The following is a 20466-nucleotide window of genomic DNA, read 5'->3' on the forward strand; positions in this document are numbered from 1 at the left end:
GAATTACCGTCTGAGCAAAACGAGCTTCTGGAAAATAACGGCAAAGCCTCTCAGGCCAGGTATTGTTGAGATGATCGCCATACCAACAGCTGCGCATTCAGGTTGCAGCGAAGACAATCTATGGCGAAGTCCCCGCTGCAGCAATTACTGACGGCAGCTTTACGCAGGGTCCCGGGCCTATGAAAGCCTATTTGCGACGACCAGCGCAATCAGCACCGGTCGTCTCGATGATTTGCAGATCAGAGGCTGTCCTCGACCGTCTCATCCCAGCGCACCAGAATATCAGCGTTGTCCTGATCCATATCGAGCAGGAAGCCCGTCAGGCTGTCCCAAAACTCTGGATCGAGGGATGCAGGCCACTGCAGGACGGCAAAGGGATAGTTCACGATCCCGCCCGCTGCGCGGGCTTCGTCATAGGCTGCGGCCAAGTCCGGAGTACCACTGGCACCGTCGTCAAACGGTGAATAGGCCGATTCCGCGTCTAGCAGGACTTGCAGATTTTCAGGTTGGGTGAAAAAGGTCACAAACGCATTTGCAGCCTCGGCATTTTCAGTCGCCGCACTGACGGCCCAGGCAATCCCGAACAGATCTGCCGCCACGCCGGAACCTGATCGCGACGGGATTGGCCCAAAGACAAAATCCAGATCCTCACTTTCGCTGAAGTTCCCGATATTCCAAGCCCCTTGCGGTAACATGGCAAAGTTGCCAGCCTTGAATTCGGCCAATGCGGTACTCCACGGGTCAACACCGGCCATGACCTTGGGATCAAAACAATTTGCGGCAGCCAATTCGCGGATGGTGTCCAGCGTCGCGCTGAAACCTGCGTCATCAACAAATTTCGCCGTCCCATCCCCCAAATCGCCGACGGGGGTGGTTGCAGCCTCAAGCCCATTTGCAATGGTGAACAACGTGATCGGATAGCCACCTGCCATCAACATGGGGTTGATGCCGGCATCACTTAGCGCGGTGCAGGTTGCCTTGAGGTCGTCGATTGTCAGCGGGGGGCTTTCGATTCCTACCTGCCGCAACAGGCCCATATTGGTGTAAAGCCCCATGCCGATCACTTCCAATGGAATTGCAAACACCTTGCCATCCAAGGTAACCGCGTCCCGCAGGGCGGGCGTCAGCCGCCCATACCATTCAGGGTCAGTGCCAAAATCGGTCAGCAGGCCCGCGTCACCCCATGCACGGCTGAGTGGCATATCAACCATCAACACATCGGGTGCATTGCCCCCTTGCAAACGTGGCGGGATAACAATGTCGGTGTCTGATCGGCTGATATAAGACAATTCAACGTCGATACCGGGATTTTCAGCCTCAAACTTTTCGATCAACTCGGGCAATCCTGCAGGCTCGGCCTCGTTGCCTTTCCAGGCGGACACGTCGAGGACGACATCCTGCGCCGCAGCCCCTTGTGCAATCGACGCCACAAAAGCCGCCGTGGTCATAAATGTTGTCAGTTTGTTGGTCATAGCTTCCTCCGCGCTACTGTTGCTTTCTCAATTTTGGGGCGCCCAACCGGTGTGATCGCCCCGTTCTCTGATGCTGATGTGAGTTTCAAATACCGGCAGGTCAGTCCCGCCGCCTGCGCGAGCAAGCAGCCCGGCAACACCCAATGGTTTTACAGACCGGGTGCCTCTTCGCACGGCTATGCGACCTCTGCGCTGGTCGCCTGCCTCACCCGCAATGGTGAGCAGTCCAAGCGCGCTGACGGGTATCATTTCACAGGTCCTCCCAGCGTCTGTGCATCATTGATGCCACGGAGATCGCATTTTAGTCCACTAAAAATGCAAAATCGTACTTTATTTTTGATATTGGGTGGATGATGCCCCGCGATTTACCAGCCCACGCAATCCCCGCTTGGGTGAAAAACTGTGCGAATCGGCCGATTTTGCCCCTTTTTTCTGCATCCCGACGCACCAGCGTCGCAATCGGCACCCGCGCCCCTGTGATTTGCCGTGAAATAGCTCCTAGCCTGAAATCGCAGGGCATTTAGGGTTCCGCCTCACACGTTTGAGGGTCTGGTCCGAGAAGTGCCGCCGGCTCGGCAAAATCCGGTCTGGTACACGGCGGGGCAAAATCCCGGGAGAACTCCTGCGCAGGTTTCAACCGCGCCATTCTCTTTTATCCGCCTGCGGTTGGTCTGTTTATTTTCTTGGGCGGAACCGATCAGCACAGGGGGTCCCCCATGAAGAAACGTCACTTTTTGAAAACTGCCATACTCGCCAGCACCATTCTGGCCAGTACTGCTGCACCCGTCATAGCGCAGGAAAAAACCGAATTCCGCGTGGCCTGGTCGATCTATGTTGGCTGGATGCCCTGGGGGTATCTCGAAGACAGCGGCATCATGGACAAATGGGCGGACAAATATGGCATTGATGTCGAGATCGTGCAGATCAACGACTATGTGGAATCCATCAACCAGTACACGGCCGGTGCCTTTGACGGTGTGTCAGCCACCAACATGGATACGTTGTCTATCCCATCGGGCGGCGGCGTTGACACCACAGCCCTGATCGTCGGCGATTTCTCTAACGGGAATGATGCGGTCATCCTGAAGGGCGAGGGCGATCTGGCATCCCTTGCCGGTGCGCCCGTCAATCTGGTTGAGCTGTCCGTATCCCATTACCTGCTGGCCCGCGCACTAGACAGCGCCGGATTAAGCGAAGCTGATCTTGACGGTGTCATCAATACCTCTGACGCAGATATGATTGCGGCCTATGCGACGGATGATGTGCAGGCTGTTGTCACCTGGAACCCGCTTGTGTCCGCCATCATGGAAGAACCCGGCGCAAACAAGCTGTTCGACAGTTCGGACATCCCCGGTGAAATCATCGACCTGATGGTCGTGAATACCGAAACACTTGCTGCCAATCCTGACTTTGGCAAGGCCATGGTTGGGGCGTGGTACGAGGTCATGGGCCTGATGGCTGCCGGTGATGAAGAGGTGCTGACAGCCATGGCCGAAGCATCGGGCACTGATCTGGACGGCTACAAGGCGCAGCTAGCATCGACGCAGATGTTCTACGACCCCGCAGAGGCTGTCAGCTTTACCCAAGGCGCAGATCTGCCGGAAACCATGACCAACGTGGCCGCATTCCTGTTGGATAAGGGTATTCTGGGCGAAGGCGCCCCCTCGCCCGATTTCGTGGGGGTGGAATACCCCGATGGATCCGTAACCGGTGATCCCAATAACGTCACCTTCCGTTACGACACGACCTATATGCAGATGGCCGCAGACGGCGCGCTGTAAGTTCTGTTCCGATGCGGTTGATCAACAAAAAGCCGGGGCCGGCCCTGTCGGTGTTCCTTGCGGCATTGCCCTTTGTGCTGATGTTCGTGGCTTACGCCGTGGCGTCGTATTATCGGCTGTTGGAAAACCCATCGGACAAACTGCTTCCGGCACCCGCCACGGTGCTGGAAACCGCCCAGCGCCTCTTCACCGAAGGTGACAGGCGTTCGGGCCGCATTCTGTTATGGCACGATACCGCATCAAGCCTGCGCCGACTGGCAATCGGCGTCGGGCTATCCGCATTGTTCGGACTGGTCTTTGGTTTGCTGATCGGGCTGATCCCGCTGGCCCGCAACACATTGGCCGGATTTGTCGCGGTGATCTCAATGATCCCGCCATTGGCCCTGTTGCCGATCCTATTCATTGTCTTCGGCCTTGGCGAATTGTCAAAGGTTGTCCTGATTGTCGTTGGCATCCTGCCATTTCTGATCCGTGATCTAAGCGGTCGCACCCTCGAGATTCCGCGCGAGCAGATCGTCAAGGCCGAGACTTTGGGCGCGTCAACCTGGGTCATCGTTCTGCGCGTTGGGCTGCCACAGCTATTGCCCCGCCTGATCCAGGCCATCCGCCTGTCGCTCGGGCCTGCCTGGCTGTTCCTGATCGCGGCAGAGGCGATCGCCAGCGATCAGGGTCTTGGCTATCGCATCTTTCTGGTGCGCCGCTATTTGGCCATGGATGTCATCCTGACCTATGTGATCTGGATCACCTTCCTTGCATTCGTCATCGACTGGATGCTGAAAACGCTGTCTCGCAAGGCCTTTCCATGGGCGGAGGCCGGGTTGTGAGCTTTGTCGTCGTCGAGAATATTTTCCAAACCTATGGAAAGCGCCCGATCATAGAACGGGTGAACCTTACGGTGGCCGAAGGGGAATTCATCTCAATCGTTGGGGCGTCGGGTTGTGGAAAATCCACATTCCTGCGCCTGCTTCTGGCGCAGGAAAAGCCCACAAGGGGCAGTATCCGCATCGACGGGAACCCACCAGCAACCGAACCCGGACTGGAACGCGGTGTGGTGTTTCAGAAGTATTCGGTCTTTCCGCATTTGACAGTGCGGGACAATATTGTTGCCGGCGAGGCCTTTCAACGCCCGTGGGGGCGCTTTTTCGGGGCCCCGGCGAAAGCCGCCCGCGCCCGTGCCGATGAAACGCTTGCCCGATGTGGCTTGGACCATGTGGCAGACCAGTATCCTGCAACCTTGTCGGGCGGTATGCAGCAACGCCTTGCCATCGGTCAGGCATTGACGGCCAAGCCGCGTGTGCTGTTGCTGGACGAACCCTTTGGCGCGCTTGATCCCGGCACCCGCCTTGCCATGCATGCGTTCCTGCTGGAATTGCGGGCCGAGACGGGCATGACCGTATTTATGGTCACGCATGACCTGGAAGAAGGGTTCAAGCTGGGCGACCGCGTCCTTGTCTTTGACAAGCCGCGCTGGGACCCGACCGACCCAGAGGCTTACGGCGCCACGATTACTTACGACTTTGACGCCCGCGACGGCGGCATCCCTTTCCAGACACTCAAGGAGGAAACCCATGTTTTTCGGCCCGCCTGAGCGCACGCGCTCTCACAACCCGCGCGATATGCGCCATGATGCGGCCCGGCCGCACCACCCTGACCTGACCAAGCTGCGCGGCTGGAAGGCAATGCAGGCCGAGGCGGATATCCCCGAGGGTCGCTGGGATGAAGAACGCCGCTGGGCCCTGCGCATGGGTTTGACCGGCGCAGACACAATCGAAGACAAGTCTATCCCGACCTTCGCGCGCGGTGAGCTGCCGCATTATGCGGGCATCAACACCTTTCTCAAGGCGCCTTACGCCGAAGACGTGACAGAGGTGAAAGACTATGACGCAACCGTCCTTGGCATTCCTTTTGACGGCGGGACAACCTACCGCCCGGGCACCCGCTTTGGCCCGCAGGGGCTGCGCAAGATCAGCGCGCTTTATACCCCGTATAATTACGAGCTGGGTGTGGATTTGCGCGAGCAGATGACACTCTGCGACGCGGGCGACGTGTTCACCATCCCGGCCAATATCGAAAAAAGCTTTGATCAGATCAGCCGCGCCGTCAGCCACGTGTTTTCTTCGGGCTCGCTGCCGATCATGATTGGCGGGGATCATTCCATCGGGTTCCCCTGCGTGCGCGGCATCGCGGAATGCACATCTAAGAAGATCGGCATCGTCCATTTTGACCGCCATGCCGACATTCAGGAAAAGGATCTTGATGAACGGATGCACACAACCCCGTGGTTCCATTCGACCAACCTGCCCAATGTGCCAGCCAAGAACCTTGTGCAGGTCGGCATCGGCGGTTGGCAGGTCCCGCGCGAGGCGGTGAAAGTCGCCCGCGAGCGTGAAACCAACATCATCACCATGGGCGACATGGAAAAGATGGGGATCGACAAGACCGCTGAAATGGCGCTCGAAATGGCGTGGGACGGCGTCGACATGGTCTATATGTCCTTCGATATCGACAGCATTGATTGCGGATTTGTCCCCGGGACCGGCTGGCCCGAACCCGGTGGCTTCCTGCCTCGCGAGGCGCTGGCCCTCGCCTCTAAAGTGGCGGCCGAGGGTATCTGCGGCATGGAACTGGTCGAGGTCTCACCCCCCTATGACACGTCGGACATTACCGCATTGATGGGCACCCGGGTCATTGTGGATGTGCTGGGCTCCATGGTGGCTGCGGGCAAGCTGGGCGCGCATAAGAAACATATCGACAAGCCCGTTTCCATTCCGCACGGCGAATTCGAAGGAAAGAGGTGGTCCAATGCCACATGACATTGTCGGTGGCCATATCGGCCACAATCACAGCCACGGCGATCACCTGCACAGCCATATGGACGCCGCCGACGAGGCCGCCGCCATTCAGGTGCTTGCGACCCAGTTCATTGACGGTTTCGTGCAGGCCGCGGATAAAACCGCCTATCTGCGTCTTGCCGGTGTGCCGTTCGAGAAACCCGGCAAGGCCGGTCCAAAGGCGCTGAAGCTGGTTGATGTCCAACTGGCGACGGATTGGCAGGTCGGCACGGCCTCGCCATCATTTGGGTCCCGCGAGCTAAGCTATCTGCCGTTCCCCGGCGAGATGGTTTCAGAGCGGACCAACATGTCACTCGTCTATGTGTCGCTGGACGAGAAATCATCGACGGATATTCGCGACTTTCTTTTGGCCAAAAAATCGGAGCTCGACCAATGATCAAGACTGCAATTGCCCTTCTGCTTGCAACCACAATGCCCGCATGGGCCCATCACAGCGCGCCCGAGGCACATATGCCGACAGCCGCGCCTGCGTTGGCCATTGTCGTCCTTGTCGCGATGGTGTGCGCCGCCTTCTATCAGCGGCACAAGGCCCGCTAGATATCCACCTTGATCGCAACCCCTTTGGCCGCGGCAAGTGCGACGACAGCAGCCGCGACCGCAAGGTCCTGCAAGCCAACACCGGTGCCGTCAAACAGCGTGATCTGATCGGGGCTGATCCGCCCCGGATGGGTGCCGTTGATGACGGCACCCAGCTGGTTGATGTCGCCTTCGCTGATCAACCCAGCCGCGATGGCGTGCTGTGCCTCACCGAGGCTGATCGCCTGTGCAACCTCATCGGTGAAGACGCCGGATCGCGCCAGCAACGCGGCCTCGACCTCTTGCTTGCCCTTCGTGTCGGTGCCCATGCAGGCAATATGCGTCCCGGGTGATACGTGACCGGCCATCAGTGACGGCGCGAAGGCCGAGGTGATAGAGATGATAACGTCCGCCTCGACCATCCCGTCTAGCTGCACAGCTTCGAAGGGCAGGCCTGCTTCCTGCGCCACTTTCGCGATGTTGGGCAGCATTTCGGGGTGATAGTTCCAGCCGATGACCTTTTCAAAGCGCCGTTGTTCCAATGCAGCGCGCAGCTGGAATGTCGCCTGATGGCCGGCCCCGATCATCCCGATCACCTTTGCGTCTGGCGGGGCCAGATGCTTGATGGACACCGAGGATGCAGCGGCAGTGCGCAGTGCCGTCAAAAGATTGCCGCCCACCATCGCGCTGGGTTTGCCCGTATCGGGATCGAACAGGAAGACCGTGGATTGGTGGTTGATCAAATCGCGCTTTTCAAGGTTGTGGGGCCAGTAGCCGCCAGCCTTCAGGCCCAGTGTCAGCCCCGCCTGATCAAACCCCCCTTTGAAACCATAAAGCGCTTCTTCATGGCCAATCGCCTCGCGCACGACCGGAAAGTTGTAGGCGTCACCGGCGGCCATGGCCGCAAAGACCTGTTCGACCGCATCAAAGGCCGCCGCCCGGGTCATCAGATTGGCGATTTCACGTTCAGGGACGATCAACATAAGGAAAGCTTTCGAACAAGGGGATGGCGGCCCGCATTTTCAGCGGGCGTCCAGAAGTTTGCGATTAACGGCAGCACGGGCAGATATCAGTACGCTTTGCCACGCGCCGACACCGGCCAAAGCGTCTCGACCTTGCCGTTGCGCACGCCCACATACCAATCATGCACGTTGCAGGTCGGGTCGCAGTGACCCGGCACCAGTTTCAGCCGGTCATTCACTTTCAGAACGCCATCGGGGTCACCGACCACCCCATGCTCGTCTGAGCATTTCAGATATGCCACATCGTCGCGCCCGAAAATGGTGGGCAGGCCGCTATCGACCGATTGCGCCTTGAGCCCCGCATCGACAATCGCTTTGTCGGCCTTTGCATGGCTCATCACGGTGGTCAGGATAAACAGCGCATTTTCCCATTCGGCCTGATCAATCCGCTGACCATCCTTGTCGAGGATCCGCCCATAATCGGCGTCCATGAACGCATAGGACCCGCATTGCAGTTCATCATAAACGCCAGAGTTGCTTTCGAAATAGTAAGACCCGGTGCCACCGCCGCCCACGATATCGCAATCCAGCCCAGCGGCTTTCAGCCCGTCGACCGCATCGGCGACCTGCGCAATCGCCACGTCAATCTTGGCCTTGCGATCATCATAGCTGTCCATGTGCTGCATGGCGCCCTGATAGGCCTGAATGCCTGCGAATTTCAGACCATCGGCTGCGTCAATCAGTTTCGCAATCTTGACCACATCGGCGGTGGTTGTGACCCCGCACCGCCCTGCACCACAGTCGATTTCCACCAGACATTCGATTTGCGTGCCATGTTTCGCTGCCGCCGCCGAAAGATCAGCAACATTGGCGGGATCATCGACGCAACACAGCACACGGCAGCCAAGTTTGGGCATCTGCGCCAACCGGTCAACCTTGGCCGGGGCGGTCACCTGATTGGACACCAAAACATCCTTGATCCCGCCACGGGCAAAAACCTCGGCCTCGGACACTTTCTGACAGCAGACCCCGACGGCACCGCCCAAGGTTTCCTGCAACTTGGCCACATCCACCGATTTATGCATCTTGCCGTGGACCCTGTGGCGCATGCCATGGGCCTTTGCATAATCGCCCATCTTCTTGATGTTGCGTTCCAGCGCGTCCAGATCAAGCACCAGACAAGGCGTCTGGATGTCGGCCTCGTCCATGCCCGGCAATGCGGGCACGTCGTAGCCCACCTCAAGCCCGTTCAGATTGACATGCGTGTTCATCTGTCTCTCCCTTCATAGCGTCCATGGCAGCGTGTCGAGGTCGACATTGCCACCTGTTATGATCACACCGACCCGCTTGCCTGCGAACCGGTCCTTGTTCTTGATGATCGTGGCAAGCGGCACCGCGCAGCTGGCCTCGATCACGATTTTCATCCGTTGCCATGTCAGCTTCATCGCGCTGATGATCTCGGCCTCAGAGGCGGTCAGGATGTCGGTCACGTGGTTGGACACGAAGTGCCATGTCAAATCCTTCAGCGGCACCTTCAGCCCGTCCGCGATTGTATCGGGCGCATCATCGGCGATGATATGCCCCGCCTTGAAGCTGCGATATGCGTCATCGGCCTGCGCAGGCTCGGCGGCGATGATCTGCACCTCGGGCGCGATATTGGACAGGGTCAGGCATGTGCCCGAAATCATTCCCCCGCCACCAATCGGGGCGACAACCATATCCAGACCGTCAGTTTGTTCGATCAGTTCCCGGCTGCAAGTGCCCTGACCCGCGATAACCCGTGGGTCATTATAAGGATGGACGAAGTCCCCCCCTGTCGCAGCCTGAACACCAGTAAACACTGCCTCGCGGGAGGTCGTGGATGGATCGCATTCCGTGATGATACCGCCATAGCCCCTCACTGCGTCTTTCTTTGCCTGCGGCGCTGTGCGCGGCATGACAACATTGCAGGGAATGCCCCTGCGGCCTGCCGCATACGATAATGACAGCGCGTGATTGCCCGATGAATGGGTGCAAACCCCCTTGGCCGCTGCCGCCTCGTCCAGCCCAAAGACGGCGTTGGACGCGCCACGTACCTTGAACGCGCCCGCCTTCTGGAAGTTCTCGCATTTGAAGAAAAGCTGCGCACCGGTCAGATCGTTCAGATAGGCAGAGGTCAGCACCGGCGTCCGGTGAATATACGGGGCGATCCGGCCATGCGCGGCCAGCACATCCGCGAAAGTTGGTATTTGCATACTGCTATCCTTCATCAGGCCGCATCCCGTTGTGTGTTGGCAGGGTGCGCGCGGTAGTATTCCTGCGCCGCTGCAACGCCCGAACCCAGCCTGATATCCAGACCAAGATCCGCCATACACATCTCGGCCGTTGCGATCCCGCTCAGCATCATGACATCTGTCAGGCTGCCCAGATGGCCGATCCGAAAAACCTTGCCCGCAACATCACCCAGACCAACGCCAAAGGCCACGCCGTATGTGTCTGCCGCATGGGTGACGATATCTGTCGCATTGAACCCCGCTGGTGTGCAGATTGCGGTCACCGTGTCGGAGTAAAGATCAGGCGAGGCCGCGCAGAGGCCCAGGCCCCAGGCGTCTGCTGCCGCCCGGACCCCTGTGGCAATACGGGTGTGCCGGGCAAAGACATTGTCCAACCCTTCGGTCAGCAGCATGTTGCATGCCGTATTCAGCCCGTTCATCAGCCCAACAGCCGGCGTGTAAGGATAGGCCCCCTTGGCATACCCTGCCGCCATGTCGCGAATATCAAAGAAAGTTCGTGGTAGGGTCGCGTCGTGGGTGGCGGCGATTGCCTTCTGGCTCAGGCCAAGAATAGCAAGCCCGGCAGGCAGCATGAACCCCTTTTGTGACCCGGTCACCGCAGCATCAACGCCCCATTCGTCAAACCGGAAATCCATCGACCCGATGGACGACACCCCGTCAACAAAAAGCAGTGCGGGATGCCCTGCTGTATCAAGCGCCCTGCGAATAGCCGCAATATCAGATTTCACACCGGTCGCAGTTTCATTATGGGTCGCCAGGACAGCCTTGATGGCATGGTCCTTGTCGGCCGTCAGGATGTCCTGATACTGATCGGCAGGTATTCCCGCCCCCCAGGGGACATCGACGATCCGCATATCCAACCCATGCCGTTCACACATGTCGATCCAGCGATGCGAAAACATACCGTTGCGCGCCGCCAGAACCGTGTCACCGGCGCTGAGACAATTGGTCAACGCAGTTTCCCAACCGCCGGTCCCTGTCGCCGGAAAGATGAAAATCTCGGCGTCAGTACTTTTGATGATCCGGCGCACGCCTTCGCGGGCAGGATGCAGGATCTGGCCAAACAGGGACGACCGATGATCAATCGTTGGCATGTCACATGCCTTGCGCAGGTTTTCGGGGATATTTGTTGGCCCCGGGATAAATACTGGGTTTTGAAAGCTCATCGCTGTCTCCTCCTCGTTGAGGCCGTTTTACATCGAGTCGATGCGGAGTGAAATTTTTTTGAAATTATTTTTCAAAAATGAAAAAACGTAGAAATTTGTTTGTTGTCAGTGGTTTGATTTTTTCATAATGTGAAAACGAATTTTATTTATTTGCGAGAATACGGATGGCAACAGCACATGATGAGGCAGATGGACCCCGCCGCGCCCGGGGCCGTCCGCGTGACTGGCATGACAAAACGGCCCAAAATACGATCAAATCGCTCGACCGTGCTATGGCGGTGTTGGAATTCCTGAGCGAGGCGCAGGGCAAGGCGCTGACCACCATATCTGATCAGATGGGCCAATCGCCCGCGACGGTCTATCGCATACTCGTCACGCTGGAAGGTCGGGGTCTGGTCGAGTTCGATCCGGCCGAACAGGTCTGGCACATCGGGTCACAGGCCTTTGTCATCGGCGCCCGTTTTCTGCGGCGCACCAGCCTTGTGGAAAGGGCGCGCCCCATCTTGCGCAAGCTGATGGAGGACACTGGCGAAACCGCAAATCTGGGAATTGAAAAGGACGGGTCGGTGCTGTTTGTCAGCCAGGTCGAGACCCATGCCAGCATTCGCGCCTTCTTTCCGCCCGGCACCATGTCACCGATGCACGCATCAGGCATCGGCAAGGCGCTGCTGGCACATATGGATGACGCCCGGCTGGCACGCATCTTGGGGGATCGTAGCCTCGACGTGTTCACACCACATACACTGGCTGACATATCGGCGTTGCGCGCTGATCTCGATACAATCCGCAGTGCCGGGTTTTCGATTGATGGCGAAGAAAAAAACCTTGGGATGCGCTGTATTGCGGCGCCGGTCTTTGACGTCCATGACGAAGCGGTTGCCGGGATCTCCGTCTCTGGCCCCATCAGCCGCGTCGGCAAGGACGACATTGAACGGCTGAGCCAATCGGTGATGGCTGCAGCGCGATCACTGTCACAAGCGATCGGTGGCGACGTCCCCGCATAGCAGCCACGAACCGGTCAAACTGGGGCGCTGGATCTCAATCATGGGCTTCGCGCCAACCGGGAAATTTTGGGCAAATGCAATGATAACTTAAGAGTTTTTGATCATGTTGGAGGCCGAGTTGGAGTGAGAAGTTGGCATGCACCGCATCGGCGCAATGATGAAATGGACGGGGAACCGCATCAACCCGGCGCGACTGTGGTTCCACTATTCCGCTGCATTATGCCTGATTTTCGGGCTGCTTCTGGTCATCAATCAGGTCAGCAACCGCATTGTTGCCAAGGGGGCAGAGATCACGCAAGTGGTCGAGGCCAGCGCGAAACAAGCGGTTCTCAGTCAAAGTGTGCTGTTGAAGGCGGCCCAACTGACCGACGGCGCAGGTGCCGATACGCGGCAATTGCTTGACCTCACACATGAATTTGAGACCGCGCATCTGGACCTGATGCAGGGTGGCGTGTGGTCGGACGCGCTCTACCAACATTACTATTCAGGGCGGGCGCCTTTGAACGGGCAGATGCGGCAATTCGCGGACCTCGCGAATCAATTGGCACTTTTTCCGCCCGACCAGCGGCCCGGTTTGCTGCGCCGCATGCATCTGTTGCATGATGAAACCGGGCTGTTCGCGGCCCTCAAACAAGCCACAGATCTGTTCGAGCTGGCCGGTCGTCAGGAAACACGGCAATTGAAAAAGGTATTGCGATCCGTTCTGGCGCTGTCCGCCGGTGGACTGGTTATCATCACGCTTTTCATTTTCCTGCCCGCGCAGTTGACGGCAAAACATGCGATCCGGCGGCTCGAATCCAGAACCGCAAAACTCACCCGGTCACAGGGCGAGCTGGAGGCCACAAATGCCAAGCTTGAACATCTGGTGAATTACGATGCGTTGACAGGTCTGCCCAACCGCAGCCTGGTAGCAGCGCACCTTTGCGAAGGCATCAAATCAGATGCATTGGTCGACATGTCCTTACTGCTGTTGGGCCTTGACGGGTTCAAGGCGATCAATGATGCCGTCGGGCACGAAGCGGGTGATCTTATTCTTGTTGGCGTTGCCGAATGTCTGAAGACCTGCGTTGATGACGACCAAATTGTCGGACGCGCCGGTGGGGACAAATTTGTCATTCTGACGAATGAAGCACCAGAGATTGTGGCAAAACGGGCGCTGGCCTGTATTTCAGCCGATCCATATGTGGCGGGCGGCCGCTGCATCAATGTCGGTGCGGCTGTCGGACATGTGACAATCACGCCAGATATCCAACATCACGAACAGATCCTCACCCATGCGGAAATCGCACTTCAGACAGCCAAGCAGCATGACTGGCAGCGGGTCGTGGGCTTTTCACAGGAACTGCATGACGAAGTCGCCGCAATGCGACAACTGCAACTGGAATTGAGCGACGCCATACAGGACGGCCAGATCGAACCGTGGTTCCAGCCGCAGATTTCACTGGCCGATGGTCGTCTTCGCGGGGCAGAGGTGCTGGCGCGATGGCGTCACCCCACCCGTGGCCTGCTGACCCCAGACAAATTTCTGCCCGCCGCGGAGCGGGCTGGTCTGATTGTCGATATGGATCATGCAGTCTGGAAGGCGGCGCTTGAATACGCTCATCAATGGCAGCAGGACAGCGGCTGGCGCCCCTGTATTTCATTAAATGCCGCCCCTGCCACAATCGCCGACCCGCATCTGATTGAACGGCTGCTGATGCATCTGCACAAAACCGACCTGCAAGTTGACCAGGTGGTGATCGAGGTTCTGGAAACAACGCTTATCGAAGGGTCCGACGATATGGCGGCGATTAATATTGATGGTCTGGCGGAATGCGGCGTGTCGCTGGAACTGGATGATTTTGGTACCGGATACGCATCGCTTTCCAAGCTGACTCAGTTGCCATTGACGGGCATCAAGCTGGATCGGTCCCTCATCGCCCCGCTGCCGGACCCCGGCGCCGACAGTGTTGTGCGCGCCATACTGGCGTTGGCTGTGGAACTGGGCCTGCTGGTCGTCGCAGAAGGGATCGAGGAAGACGCCCAAGCCACACATCTTGGCAAATGCGGATGTGCCGTGGGGCAAGGCTATGGTTTTGCCAGGCCAATGGCCGCCAGTGACTTTGATCAGTGGCTTCGGGACTACACTGGCGCACCAATTGGGGACCGCGTTGAAGGTGGTCCATGGCCATTGCGGGCTTGAGCCTTTTGACCGCAAACCTTATGCCCGGTGGCAACCTTCCAAATCCACAGGCGACATATGGCAAACCATCTTTATCAAAACGACCTGCCCGATGGGCTGTCACTCGGGCCGATTGTCGCCATTGACTGCGAGACGATGGGGCTGAACCCGCATCGCGATCGCCTGTGCCTTATCCAGATGTCCGGTGGGGATGGCGAATGCCATCTTGTTCAAATCAGACCCGGACAAACCGAGGCGCCGAACCTCTGCGCCATGCTGGAAGATCCCGCCGTCCTGAAACTTTTTCATTTTGGCCGTTTCGACATCGCCGCGCTCTATAACAGATTTGGCGCGCTGGCGGCACCGGTCTACTGCACCAAGATCGCGTCAAAGCTGGTGCGCACGTTCACCGACCGGCACGGGCTGAAGACCCTGCTGCAGGATATGGTCGGGGTGGATATTTCCAAGCATCAGCAGCAAAGTGACTGGGGCGCCGAGACACTTACCGACGCGCAGCTGGATTATGCGGCCTCCGACGTACTGTACCTGCATCAACTCAAGAACGCGTTTGATGCGCTTCTGGCCCGAGAGGGGCGCATGGACATGGCACAAGCATGCTTTTCCTTCCTGCCAACACGCGCAAAGCTCGATCTGGCGGGCTGGCCAGATATCGACATCTTTGCACATTGATGGCGACGGATCCCAAATTTCAGGCCGCGGGGCGACGCGTCATCGCCACAGAGGCCGAGGCGCTTGTCCAACTCGCCGACACGCTTGACGACGGGTTCGGGCAAGCCGTCGCCTTGCTGCTTGAAACGAATGGGCGCGTGATTGTGTCGGGCATGGGCAAGTCCGGCCATGTCGCCCGCAAGATGGCGGCGACCTTTGCAAGCACCGGCACGCCCGCGATTTTTGTGCATCCGGCCGAGGCCAGCCATGGCGATCTTGGCATGATCACCCCGGCTGATGTGGTGATTGCAATTTCGAATTCCGGTGAGGTGCCGGAGCTGGCCAATCTGGTCGCCTATACCCGGCGCTATAGCATCCCCCTGATCGGGATTTCCAGCCAGCCAGGCAGCAGTCTGGGCACGCAGTCGGATATTTTGCTGCAACTGCCGCAATTGGGTGAGGCATGTGGCACAGGCATTGTTCCCACAACCTCGACCACAATGACGATGGCACTGGGTGACGCATTGGCCGTCGCCTTGATGGAGCATCGCGCCTTCACCCCCGAGAACTTTCGCGATTTTCACCCCGGCGGCAAACTTGGGGCAAAACTCGCCAAGGTCGGCGACCTGATGCATCAAGGCGACGCGATCCCACTTGTCGGCGACGACATGCCGATGGGTGACGTGCTGCTGACCATGAGCCAAAAGGGCTTTGGCGTTGTTGGGGTCGTCAGTACCGGCGGACAGCTTGCAGGGATCATCACCGATGGTGATCTGCGGCGCCATATGGATGGCCTGTTGAACATGCGCGCGGCCGAGGTCATGACCCCACATCCGGCAACCATCCCAACGGACGCGCTGGCCGAGCGCGCCGTTGGCATGATGAATGATCGCAAGATCACCTGCGTTTTTGCGGTTGACCCAGCAACGCCGAATATTGCGGCAGGCATACTGCATATCCATGACTGCCTGCGCGCCGGGGTCGTCTGACCCATGGCCGGGGCCGACAATCTGCATTCTCAGCTTGTAGGCTGGTCAAAGATCATCCTGCCCATGATTGCGCTTGGCCTGCTGTCGACCCTGTTTCTTCTGGCGCGCGCGCCCGCCGAACCCCCAGACATTTCATTCGCCGAGATCGAGGCCATGGCCCGCGACCAGCGGATCACCGCGCCGCGATTTTCCGGCGTGACCGATGATGGATCCGTGATTTCCATCGCTGCACGCAGCGCGCAACCGGATATCAACCGGCCCGATACGGTGTCTATTCGCGACCTCAGTCTGCAAATGGACAACGCCGATGGCAGTCGCATCGACATCACCGCCATTCGGGGCGAAATTGACGGTCGCACAAGGGTCGCCCGGTTTCTCGGCCTCGCGCGGCTGGAAACCTCAAGTGGTTATCAGATGGAAACCAACGGATTGATTGCCGAACTCGACAGCGGACTGGTCACCTCGGACGGTCTTTTGGAAATTCGCGCACCATTCGGCGAATTGACCGCCGGGCAGGTCACCTTTTTGGTATCAGAAGAGAATACTGGTCAGCAGATGCTTTTCACCGAAGGGGTCCGCCTGATATACAGACCGCAAGGTTAACGCCGCCATTGTTATCAAAGGATTGTCCCACCGTGTTTCGTATTTTCGTTTTCGGCGCTGTCCTTCACACGGTTTTGGTACTGCCAGCCGCCGCACAAACGGCCATTGATCTGGGTGGGATCACGGTGGATTCTGCTGCTGCAGTCGAGGTTGCAGCCGACACGCTATCGGTCGATCAGGATACTGGTAAAGCGGTTTTCACAGGCAACGTCTTGATTGGTCAGGGTGATCTGAAGATGTCAGCCGACAGCGTCGAGGTTGTCTATACCCAAGCAACCGGCAGCATCGCCCGGTTGCTGGCGTCAGGTGGTGTCACGTTTGTCACCGCCACCGAAGCCGCCGAGGCAGAAAACGCGGACTATAATATCGAGGCAGGCACATTGACGTTGACGGGTGACGTTTTGCTGACACAAGGGCCCAGCGCAATCTCGGCCCAGAAGATGACGGTTAATCTCGACGACGGGTCGGCGGTGATGGAAGGCCGGGTCAGGACCGTTTTGCAACAGGGCGGAAACTGATGCCGGATGGCCCCAACCTGACAGTGCAGGACGGCGCCGTTGGGCTGCAAATCCTGAACCTGCGCAAAAGCTACCGCAAACGGCCCGTCATCCGGGATGTCAGCATGGATCTTGGCCGGGGCGAGGTTGTGGCGCTCTTGGGTCCAAACGGATCAGGCAAGACGACATGCTTTTATTCCATTGCCGGCCTGGTCACGCCAGAGGGCGGGAAAGTTGTCATTGATGGTCGCGAGATCACGACGCTGCCCATGTACCGCCGCGCCCGGCTGGGGATTGGATACCTGCCACAGGAAATGTCGATTTTCCGCGGCATGAATGTCGAGGACAACATCATGTCGATCCTCGAAATCGCGGTTGCGGATCGGCATCGCCGGCGCGAAAGACTGGAAGAATTGCTCTCGGAATTCTCGATCGAGCATCTGCGCCGCGCCTCGGCGCTGTCTCTGTCCGGTGGTGAACGCCGGCGGGTGGAAATCGCCCGGTGTCTGGCCGCTGGCCCCAAATATGTCCTGCTTGATGAGCCATTTGCAGGCGTCGATCCAATCGCCGTTGGCGAAATCAGGCATCTGGTCGCGGACCTGAAAAACCGCGGTATTGGTGTGTTGATCACCGATCACAACGTGCAGGAAACCCTGCAGATCGTTGACCGCGCCTACATCCTGCATGATGGCAAGGTCCTGATGAGCGGCACCACCGATGAAGTCGTCCAGAACGAGAATGTGCGCCGCGTCTATCTGGGCGATAACTTCCGCGTAAACTGAGTCGGATCAAGCGGTTAACCTTTCATCAATGACTGCATCATTGACAAGTGGGTTCAATCTGACGCCAAATGAAGAAGATGACAGACCCGCTTAACTTTTTCCTTAGAGTCGCCCCAGAATTGCCTAGAGGCGCGGTTAAAGTTCAAAGTAAGGGCGTTATCGTTTTCCAATAAGGTGACCGATTGCCTGCAGAATGTAGGCCAATCATCGCGTCATCAGATCAACTTTAAGGAGAAACGATGCGGTATCAAATCAGTGGCAAACAGATCGACATCGGCGAGGCCCTGCAAACCCATGTCAAAACGGAACTTGATGATATTCTGGCCAAATATGCTGGCCGGCCCACCGACGCCAATGTCGTTTTTTCCAAGTCCGGGAATGAATATGTCTGCGAATCTATCGTGCATCTTTCAACCGGTTTGACCGCACAGGCCACCGGCCGCGCCCACGAGATTTATGCCGCATTTGATGGCAGTGGCGAAAAGATGGACAAGCAGCTGCGCCGCTACAAGCGCCGCCTGAAAGACCATCATAAAGAACGTTCACAACCCGTTGAACTTTCAGATGCGGGGTCATATATCCTCGCTGCACAGGATGAGTCGGAAGAGGCAGATCAAGACACGACAAGCCCGGTGATCGTGGCAGAAATGGAAGCAAAGATTCCAGAACTGTCAGTGGGTGAAGCGGTGATGCAAATGGAGATCGCAAGCGCCCCGGTGCTTGTCTTCCGAAACGAAAAACACAGCGGAATAAACGTCGTCTACAAACGAGATGATGGAAATATTGGCTGGATCGACCCGCGTGATGCCGGCTGATCCCTAAAACGTGGTGAGAGAATTCTTAAATGCAACTTGTTGACCTTCTTCATGCTGATGCAGTCAAATCCATTGCGTCCTGTACCAGCAAGAAACGCCTGTTTCACGATCTGGGTGAACTGGCCGAAAGTTGCTATGGATTCTCTTCCCCAACCGTCATCGAAGCCTTGATCGAGCGCGAAGGGCTTGGCCCGACCGGCGTTGGTCAAGGTATCGCCCTGCCCCATGCCCGGTTGCCAGGTATTGATGCGGTGCGCGGGATCTTTCTGCGCCTTGAAAAGCCGCTGAATTTTGATTCCGTCGATCGGCAACCGGTTGATCTGGTGTTTGCGCTGCTGGCCCCCGAAAATGCTGGTGTTGACCATCTTAAATCGCTCGCCCTCGTCTCGCGCACACTGCGCGATACCGGCATCTGCGCCAAGTTGCGCGCCAATAGCGATCCGGCGACGCTGCACACCATCCTGACCGAGGTTCAGGCGATACAGGCTGCCTAAAGCCAGTCACCGAACCCGAAACCAACATAGTCGCGCAAATACGCATCTTGCGCGGCCTGCTCTACCGTTGGGTCATAGATTTCGCGCAATAGACCGCCTTCCATCGCATCGGGCAGCACAAAATCGGGCGCCGTATCCCGGCCCGCATGAGCCGCCAACCGCCCCAATCCAGCCGGCAATTCGTCTTCGCGCAGAATGACATCCGGCAATCCGAACTGCGCCATCCCCTGCAAAACAGCCAGCTGACTGGCCCAAGCCGGATCGACCCGCACGCTTGTTTGTGCGGAAAGGTTGTTCTTGAGAAACGCCAGAAATGCCAGAAATGCCGTCTTATGCGCATTGATATCGTACCCTTGAAGGTTGCGTGGCGGCAAAGGGTCGGCCGGAATGGGCAGTTTGTGAACACGGCGCAAGGTCTGCCTGATTTTTGGCAGAATCTTTGGCCCGTCAAACAGGATATGCGTGCAAAAGGCCTGATGCGCCCGCACAACCGGATGGCGCAACACCGCAAAGCTGCGGTGGTCGCGATGCCCGCGCTTCCACTGGCGCAAGGTCTTTTGGGTAAAGCCGGTGATCGTGTCTTTCTTCTTGCGATCATCCAGCGCGGCCAGCCATTCCGCGATCGCATCATCCAAGCCGCTGCGCAGCGGGAGGTATAGCAAATCGCTTTGTGGTGCCGCGATATAGGCGGGTATCATTGGCCCGCGGCGCGGTTCGAAATTTGGTGTCCGGTGCAGATTGAACCGGTCAAGCCGGGTCAGCGCCTCTTCCATCGCGCCCGGGTTCAGCACCCGTTCAATCGCGGGCGTTGGGTTTTGTTTTTTCAGCTTGCGATCCAGCGTTTTCAACCTGTCCGCACAGCCAAGGAACGCCGCAAGCCCGTTCATCGTGTCCAGATCAGAAAGATCATCATACCCAAGATAGAATGCAGTTTGGCCCGATTTTTGCAGTGTCGTCAGCAGCTTGACCTGAAAATCCTGAATGGCTTGCAGATGCGCCGCGAATTCATCCGGATCAAAGACCACATCTTTTGACTTTGCATGGGTTGCATTGGTCAATTTCCACTGACCAGTGGCCTTTGCAATCTTCCAACTGACGAAACTATCGACAGGATTACGGGTCAGAATGATCTTGGCGCATCGCGGATCTGCAAGACATATTTCCAAAGCGCGCGGATCATGATTGTTGAAAAACCGGAACCCGGCCAAGCCATCAGCCGCCTTGATTGCGCTGATCAATGCGCCCGGATCTGCCTCGCGCGTTGCAAGGTCAATGCCCAGAATATCGGTTGCCTTGGGACCACCGATAAAGCTGGGATTGAAGGCCTCGCCATGACAGGACAGGCCCTCAAAATGATTGATATTCGCTTCCAGAAAATTCGACCCGGTCCGCATTTCTGCAAACACGACAAAATAGTCAAACCGCCCCAT

At 57.8% G+C, this 20466-nt stretch carries 21 protein-coding genes and 1 riboswitch; of the genes, 15 read left to right on the forward strand and 6 right to left on the reverse strand.

Translation table 11 applies throughout. From position 1 onward, the window contains the following. Nucleotides 1-239: 239 nt before the first annotated feature. Nucleotides 240-1472: an ABC transporter substrate-binding protein gene (locus AABB31_RS12660; protein ID WP_373634819.1), complete on the reverse strand. Its 1233-nt coding sequence runs from the start codon at nt 1470-1472 to the stop codon at nt 240-242. A 509-nt stretch (nt 1473-1981) separates the two neighbouring features. Beyond that, nucleotides 1982-2091, forward strand: a riboswitch (guanidine-I (ykkC/yxkD leader). A 97-nt stretch (nt 2092-2188) separates the two neighbouring features. Here AABB31_RS12660 and AABB31_RS12665 point away from each other — a divergent pair. From AABB31_RS12665 to AABB31_RS12690, 6 genes are read left to right on the forward strand one after another with little or no spacing between them, the layout of a single operon-like run. Beyond that, nucleotides 2189-3253 (forward strand): putative urea ABC transporter substrate-binding protein, encoded by a 1065-nt coding sequence (locus AABB31_RS12665; protein WP_342077781.1) that lies wholly within the window; start codon nt 2189-2191, stop codon nt 3251-3253. 11 nt (nt 3254-3264) lie between these two features. Next, on the forward strand, nt 3265-4077 hold the full coding sequence (locus AABB31_RS12670; protein WP_342077780.1) for an ABC transporter permease: 813 nt from the start codon (nt 3265-3267) through the stop codon (nt 4075-4077). Beyond that, on the forward strand, nt 4074-4841 hold the full coding sequence (locus tag AABB31_RS12675) for an ATP-binding cassette domain-containing protein (RefSeq protein ID WP_342077779.1): 768 nt from the start codon (nt 4074-4076) through the stop codon (nt 4839-4841). Before AABB31_RS12670 ends, AABB31_RS12675 begins: the two co-directional genes overlap by 4 nt. Then, entirely contained in the window at nt 4822-6066 is a 1245-nt protein-coding gene (locus AABB31_RS12680; RefSeq protein ID WP_373634820.1) for an agmatinase family protein, read from the forward strand. The genes AABB31_RS12675 and AABB31_RS12680 overlap by 20 nt, the downstream gene beginning before the upstream one ends. Then, nucleotides 6056-6481, forward strand: coding sequence for a hypothetical protein (locus AABB31_RS12685; protein WP_342077776.1), 426 nt, complete (start codon nt 6056-6058; stop codon nt 6479-6481). Before AABB31_RS12680 ends, AABB31_RS12685 begins: the two co-directional genes overlap by 11 nt. Continuing rightward, entirely contained in the window at nt 6478-6642 is a 165-nt protein-coding gene (locus tag AABB31_RS12690) for a hypothetical protein (protein WP_342077775.1), read from the forward strand. Before AABB31_RS12685 ends, AABB31_RS12690 begins: the two co-directional genes overlap by 4 nt. On the opposite strand, the gene bhcD is transcribed toward AABB31_RS12690, so the two are convergent. From bhcD to bhcA, 4 genes are all read right to left on the reverse strand, one after another. After that, complete coding sequence (gene bhcD, locus AABB31_RS12695) at nt 6639-7604, reverse strand: iminosuccinate reductase BhcD (protein WP_373634821.1); 966 nt, start codon at nt 7602-7604, stop codon at nt 6639-6641. The genes AABB31_RS12690 and bhcD overlap by 4 nt on opposite strands. An 86-nt stretch (nt 7605-7690) precedes the next feature. Beyond that, nucleotides 7691-8854 carry a 3-hydroxy-D-aspartate aldolase BhcC gene (gene bhcC, locus AABB31_RS12700; protein ID WP_342077774.1) on the reverse strand — a complete coding sequence of 388 codons (1164 nt, stop codon included), beginning with the start codon at nt 8852-8854 and terminating at the stop codon, nt 7691-7693. A 12-nt stretch (nt 8855-8866) separates the two neighbouring features. After that, nucleotides 8867-9832 carry a beta-hydroxyaspartate dehydratase BhcB gene (gene bhcB, locus AABB31_RS12705; RefSeq protein WP_373634822.1) on the reverse strand — a complete coding sequence of 322 codons (966 nt, stop codon included), beginning with the start codon at nt 9830-9832 and terminating at the stop codon, nt 8867-8869. After that, entirely contained in the window at nt 9832-11022 is a 1191-nt protein-coding gene (bhcA, locus tag AABB31_RS12710) for an L-aspartate--glyoxylate aminotransferase BhcA (RefSeq protein ID WP_373634823.1), read from the reverse strand. Before bhcA ends, bhcB begins: the two co-directional genes overlap by 1 nt. Nucleotides 11023-11186: 164 nt before the next feature. Here bhcA and bhcR point away from each other — a divergent pair, with 164 nt between their 5' ends. The 9 genes from bhcR to AABB31_RS12755 all read left to right on the forward strand — a co-directional run bounded on the left by bhcR (nt 11187) and on the right by AABB31_RS12755 (nt 19036). After that, complete coding sequence (gene bhcR / locus AABB31_RS12715) at nt 11187-12026, forward strand: HTH-type transcriptional regulator BhcR (protein ID WP_373634825.1); 840 nt, start codon at nt 11187-11189, stop codon at nt 12024-12026. 154 nt (nt 12027-12180) lie between these two features. Next, on the forward strand, nt 12181-14208 hold the full coding sequence (locus AABB31_RS12720; RefSeq protein WP_342077773.1) for a bifunctional diguanylate cyclase/phosphodiesterase: 2028 nt from the start codon (nt 12181-12183) through the stop codon (nt 14206-14208). A 57-nt stretch (nt 14209-14265) separates the two neighbouring features. After that, the gene (locus tag AABB31_RS12725; RefSeq protein ID WP_342077772.1) at nt 14266-14877 is read left to right on the forward strand and encodes a ribonuclease H-like domain-containing protein; all 612 of its coding nucleotides are present in this window, start codon (nt 14266-14268) and stop codon (nt 14875-14877) included. Then, nucleotides 14877-15845: a KpsF/GutQ family sugar-phosphate isomerase gene (locus AABB31_RS12730; RefSeq protein ID WP_342077771.1), complete on the forward strand. Its 969-nt coding sequence runs from the start codon at nt 14877-14879 to the stop codon at nt 15843-15845. Before AABB31_RS12725 ends, AABB31_RS12730 begins: the two co-directional genes overlap by 1 nt. Before the next feature lie 3 nt (nt 15846-15848). Further along, nucleotides 15849-16448: a hypothetical protein gene (locus tag AABB31_RS12735; RefSeq protein WP_373634827.1), complete on the forward strand. Its 600-nt coding sequence runs from the start codon at nt 15849-15851 to the stop codon at nt 16446-16448. Between the two features lie 32 nt (nt 16449-16480). After that, complete coding sequence (gene lptA, locus AABB31_RS12740; RefSeq protein ID WP_342077768.1) at nt 16481-16966, forward strand: lipopolysaccharide transport periplasmic protein LptA; 486 nt, start codon at nt 16481-16483, stop codon at nt 16964-16966. Beyond that, complete coding sequence (gene lptB, locus AABB31_RS12745; protein WP_342077767.1) at nt 16966-17727, forward strand: LPS export ABC transporter ATP-binding protein; 762 nt, start codon at nt 16966-16968, stop codon at nt 17725-17727. The genes lptA and lptB overlap by 1 nt, the downstream gene beginning before the upstream one ends. A 239-nt stretch (nt 17728-17966) precedes the next feature. After that, nucleotides 17967-18542, forward strand: a complete 576-nt coding sequence (gene hpf / locus AABB31_RS12750) for a ribosome hibernation-promoting factor, HPF/YfiA family (protein ID WP_342077766.1) — start codon at nt 17967-17969, stop codon at nt 18540-18542. Nucleotides 18543-18571: 29 nt separating this feature from the next. Beyond that, the gene (locus tag AABB31_RS12755; RefSeq protein WP_342077765.1) at nt 18572-19036 is read left to right on the forward strand and encodes a PTS sugar transporter subunit IIA; all 465 of its coding nucleotides are present in this window, start codon (nt 18572-18574) and stop codon (nt 19034-19036) included. Here AABB31_RS12755 and AABB31_RS12760 read toward each other — a convergent pair. Then, on the reverse strand, nt 19033-20466 hold the full coding sequence (locus AABB31_RS12760; RefSeq protein WP_342078835.1) for a nodulation protein NodH: 1434 nt from the start codon (nt 20464-20466) through the stop codon (nt 19033-19035). The two genes, AABB31_RS12755 and AABB31_RS12760, sit on opposite strands and share 4 nt — an antisense overlap.

This window comes from Yoonia sp. SS1-5, assembly GCF_038443705.2.
GTDB lineage: Bacteria > Pseudomonadota > Alphaproteobacteria > Rhodobacterales > Rhodobacteraceae > Yoonia > Yoonia rhodophyticola.

Coding starts and splice junctions, on each gene's coding strand:
- AABB31_RS12660 (WP_373634819.1), bottom strand. CDS start 1,472: ATGACCAACAAACTGACAACATTTATGACCACGGCGGCTTTTGTGGCG.
- AABB31_RS12665 (WP_342077781.1), top strand. CDS start 2,189: ATGAAGAAACGTCACTTTTTGAAAACTGCCATACTCGCCAGCACCATT.
- AABB31_RS12670 (WP_342077780.1), top strand. CDS start 3,265: ATGCGGTTGATCAACAAAAAGCCGGGGCCGGCCCTGTCGGTGTTCCTT.
- AABB31_RS12680 (WP_373634820.1), top strand. CDS start 4,822: ATGTTTTTCGGCCCGCCTGAGCGCACGCGCTCTCACAACCCGCGCGAT.
- AABB31_RS12685 (WP_342077776.1), top strand. CDS start 6,056: ATGCCACATGACATTGTCGGTGGCCATATCGGCCACAATCACAGCCAC.
- AABB31_RS12690 (WP_342077775.1), top strand. CDS start 6,478: ATGATCAAGACTGCAATTGCCCTTCTGCTTGCAACCACAATGCCCGCA.
- bhcD (WP_373634821.1), bottom strand. CDS start 7,604: ATGTTGATCGTCCCTGAACGTGAAATCGCCAATCTGATGACCCGGGCG.
- bhcC (WP_342077774.1), bottom strand. CDS start 8,854: ATGAACACGCATGTCAATCTGAACGGGCTTGAGGTGGGCTACGACGTG.
- bhcB (WP_373634822.1), bottom strand. CDS start 9,832: ATGAAGGATAGCAGTATGCAAATACCAACTTTCGCGGATGTGCTGGCC.
- bhcA (WP_373634823.1), bottom strand. CDS start 11,022: ATGAGCTTTCAAAACCCAGTATTTATCCCGGGGCCAACAAATATCCCC.
- bhcR (WP_373634825.1), top strand. CDS start 11,187: ATGGCAACAGCACATGATGAGGCAGATGGACCCCGCCGCGCCCGGGGC.
- AABB31_RS12720 (WP_342077773.1), top strand. CDS start 12,181: ATGATGAAATGGACGGGGAACCGCATCAACCCGGCGCGACTGTGGTTC.
- AABB31_RS12725 (WP_342077772.1), top strand. CDS start 14,266: ATGGCAAACCATCTTTATCAAAACGACCTGCCCGATGGGCTGTCACTC.
- AABB31_RS12730 (WP_342077771.1), top strand. CDS start 14,877: ATGGCGACGGATCCCAAATTTCAGGCCGCGGGGCGACGCGTCATCGCC.
- AABB31_RS12735 (WP_373634827.1), top strand. CDS start 15,849: ATGGCCGGGGCCGACAATCTGCATTCTCAGCTTGTAGGCTGGTCAAAG.
- lptB (WP_342077767.1), top strand. CDS start 16,966: ATGCCGGATGGCCCCAACCTGACAGTGCAGGACGGCGCCGTTGGGCTG.
- hpf (WP_342077766.1), top strand. CDS start 17,967: ATGCGGTATCAAATCAGTGGCAAACAGATCGACATCGGCGAGGCCCTG.
- AABB31_RS12755 (WP_342077765.1), top strand. CDS start 18,572: ATGCAACTTGTTGACCTTCTTCATGCTGATGCAGTCAAATCCATTGCG.
- AABB31_RS12760 (WP_342078835.1), bottom strand. CDS start 20,466: ATGGGGCGGTTTGACTATTTTGTCGTGTTTGCAGAAATGCGGACCGGG.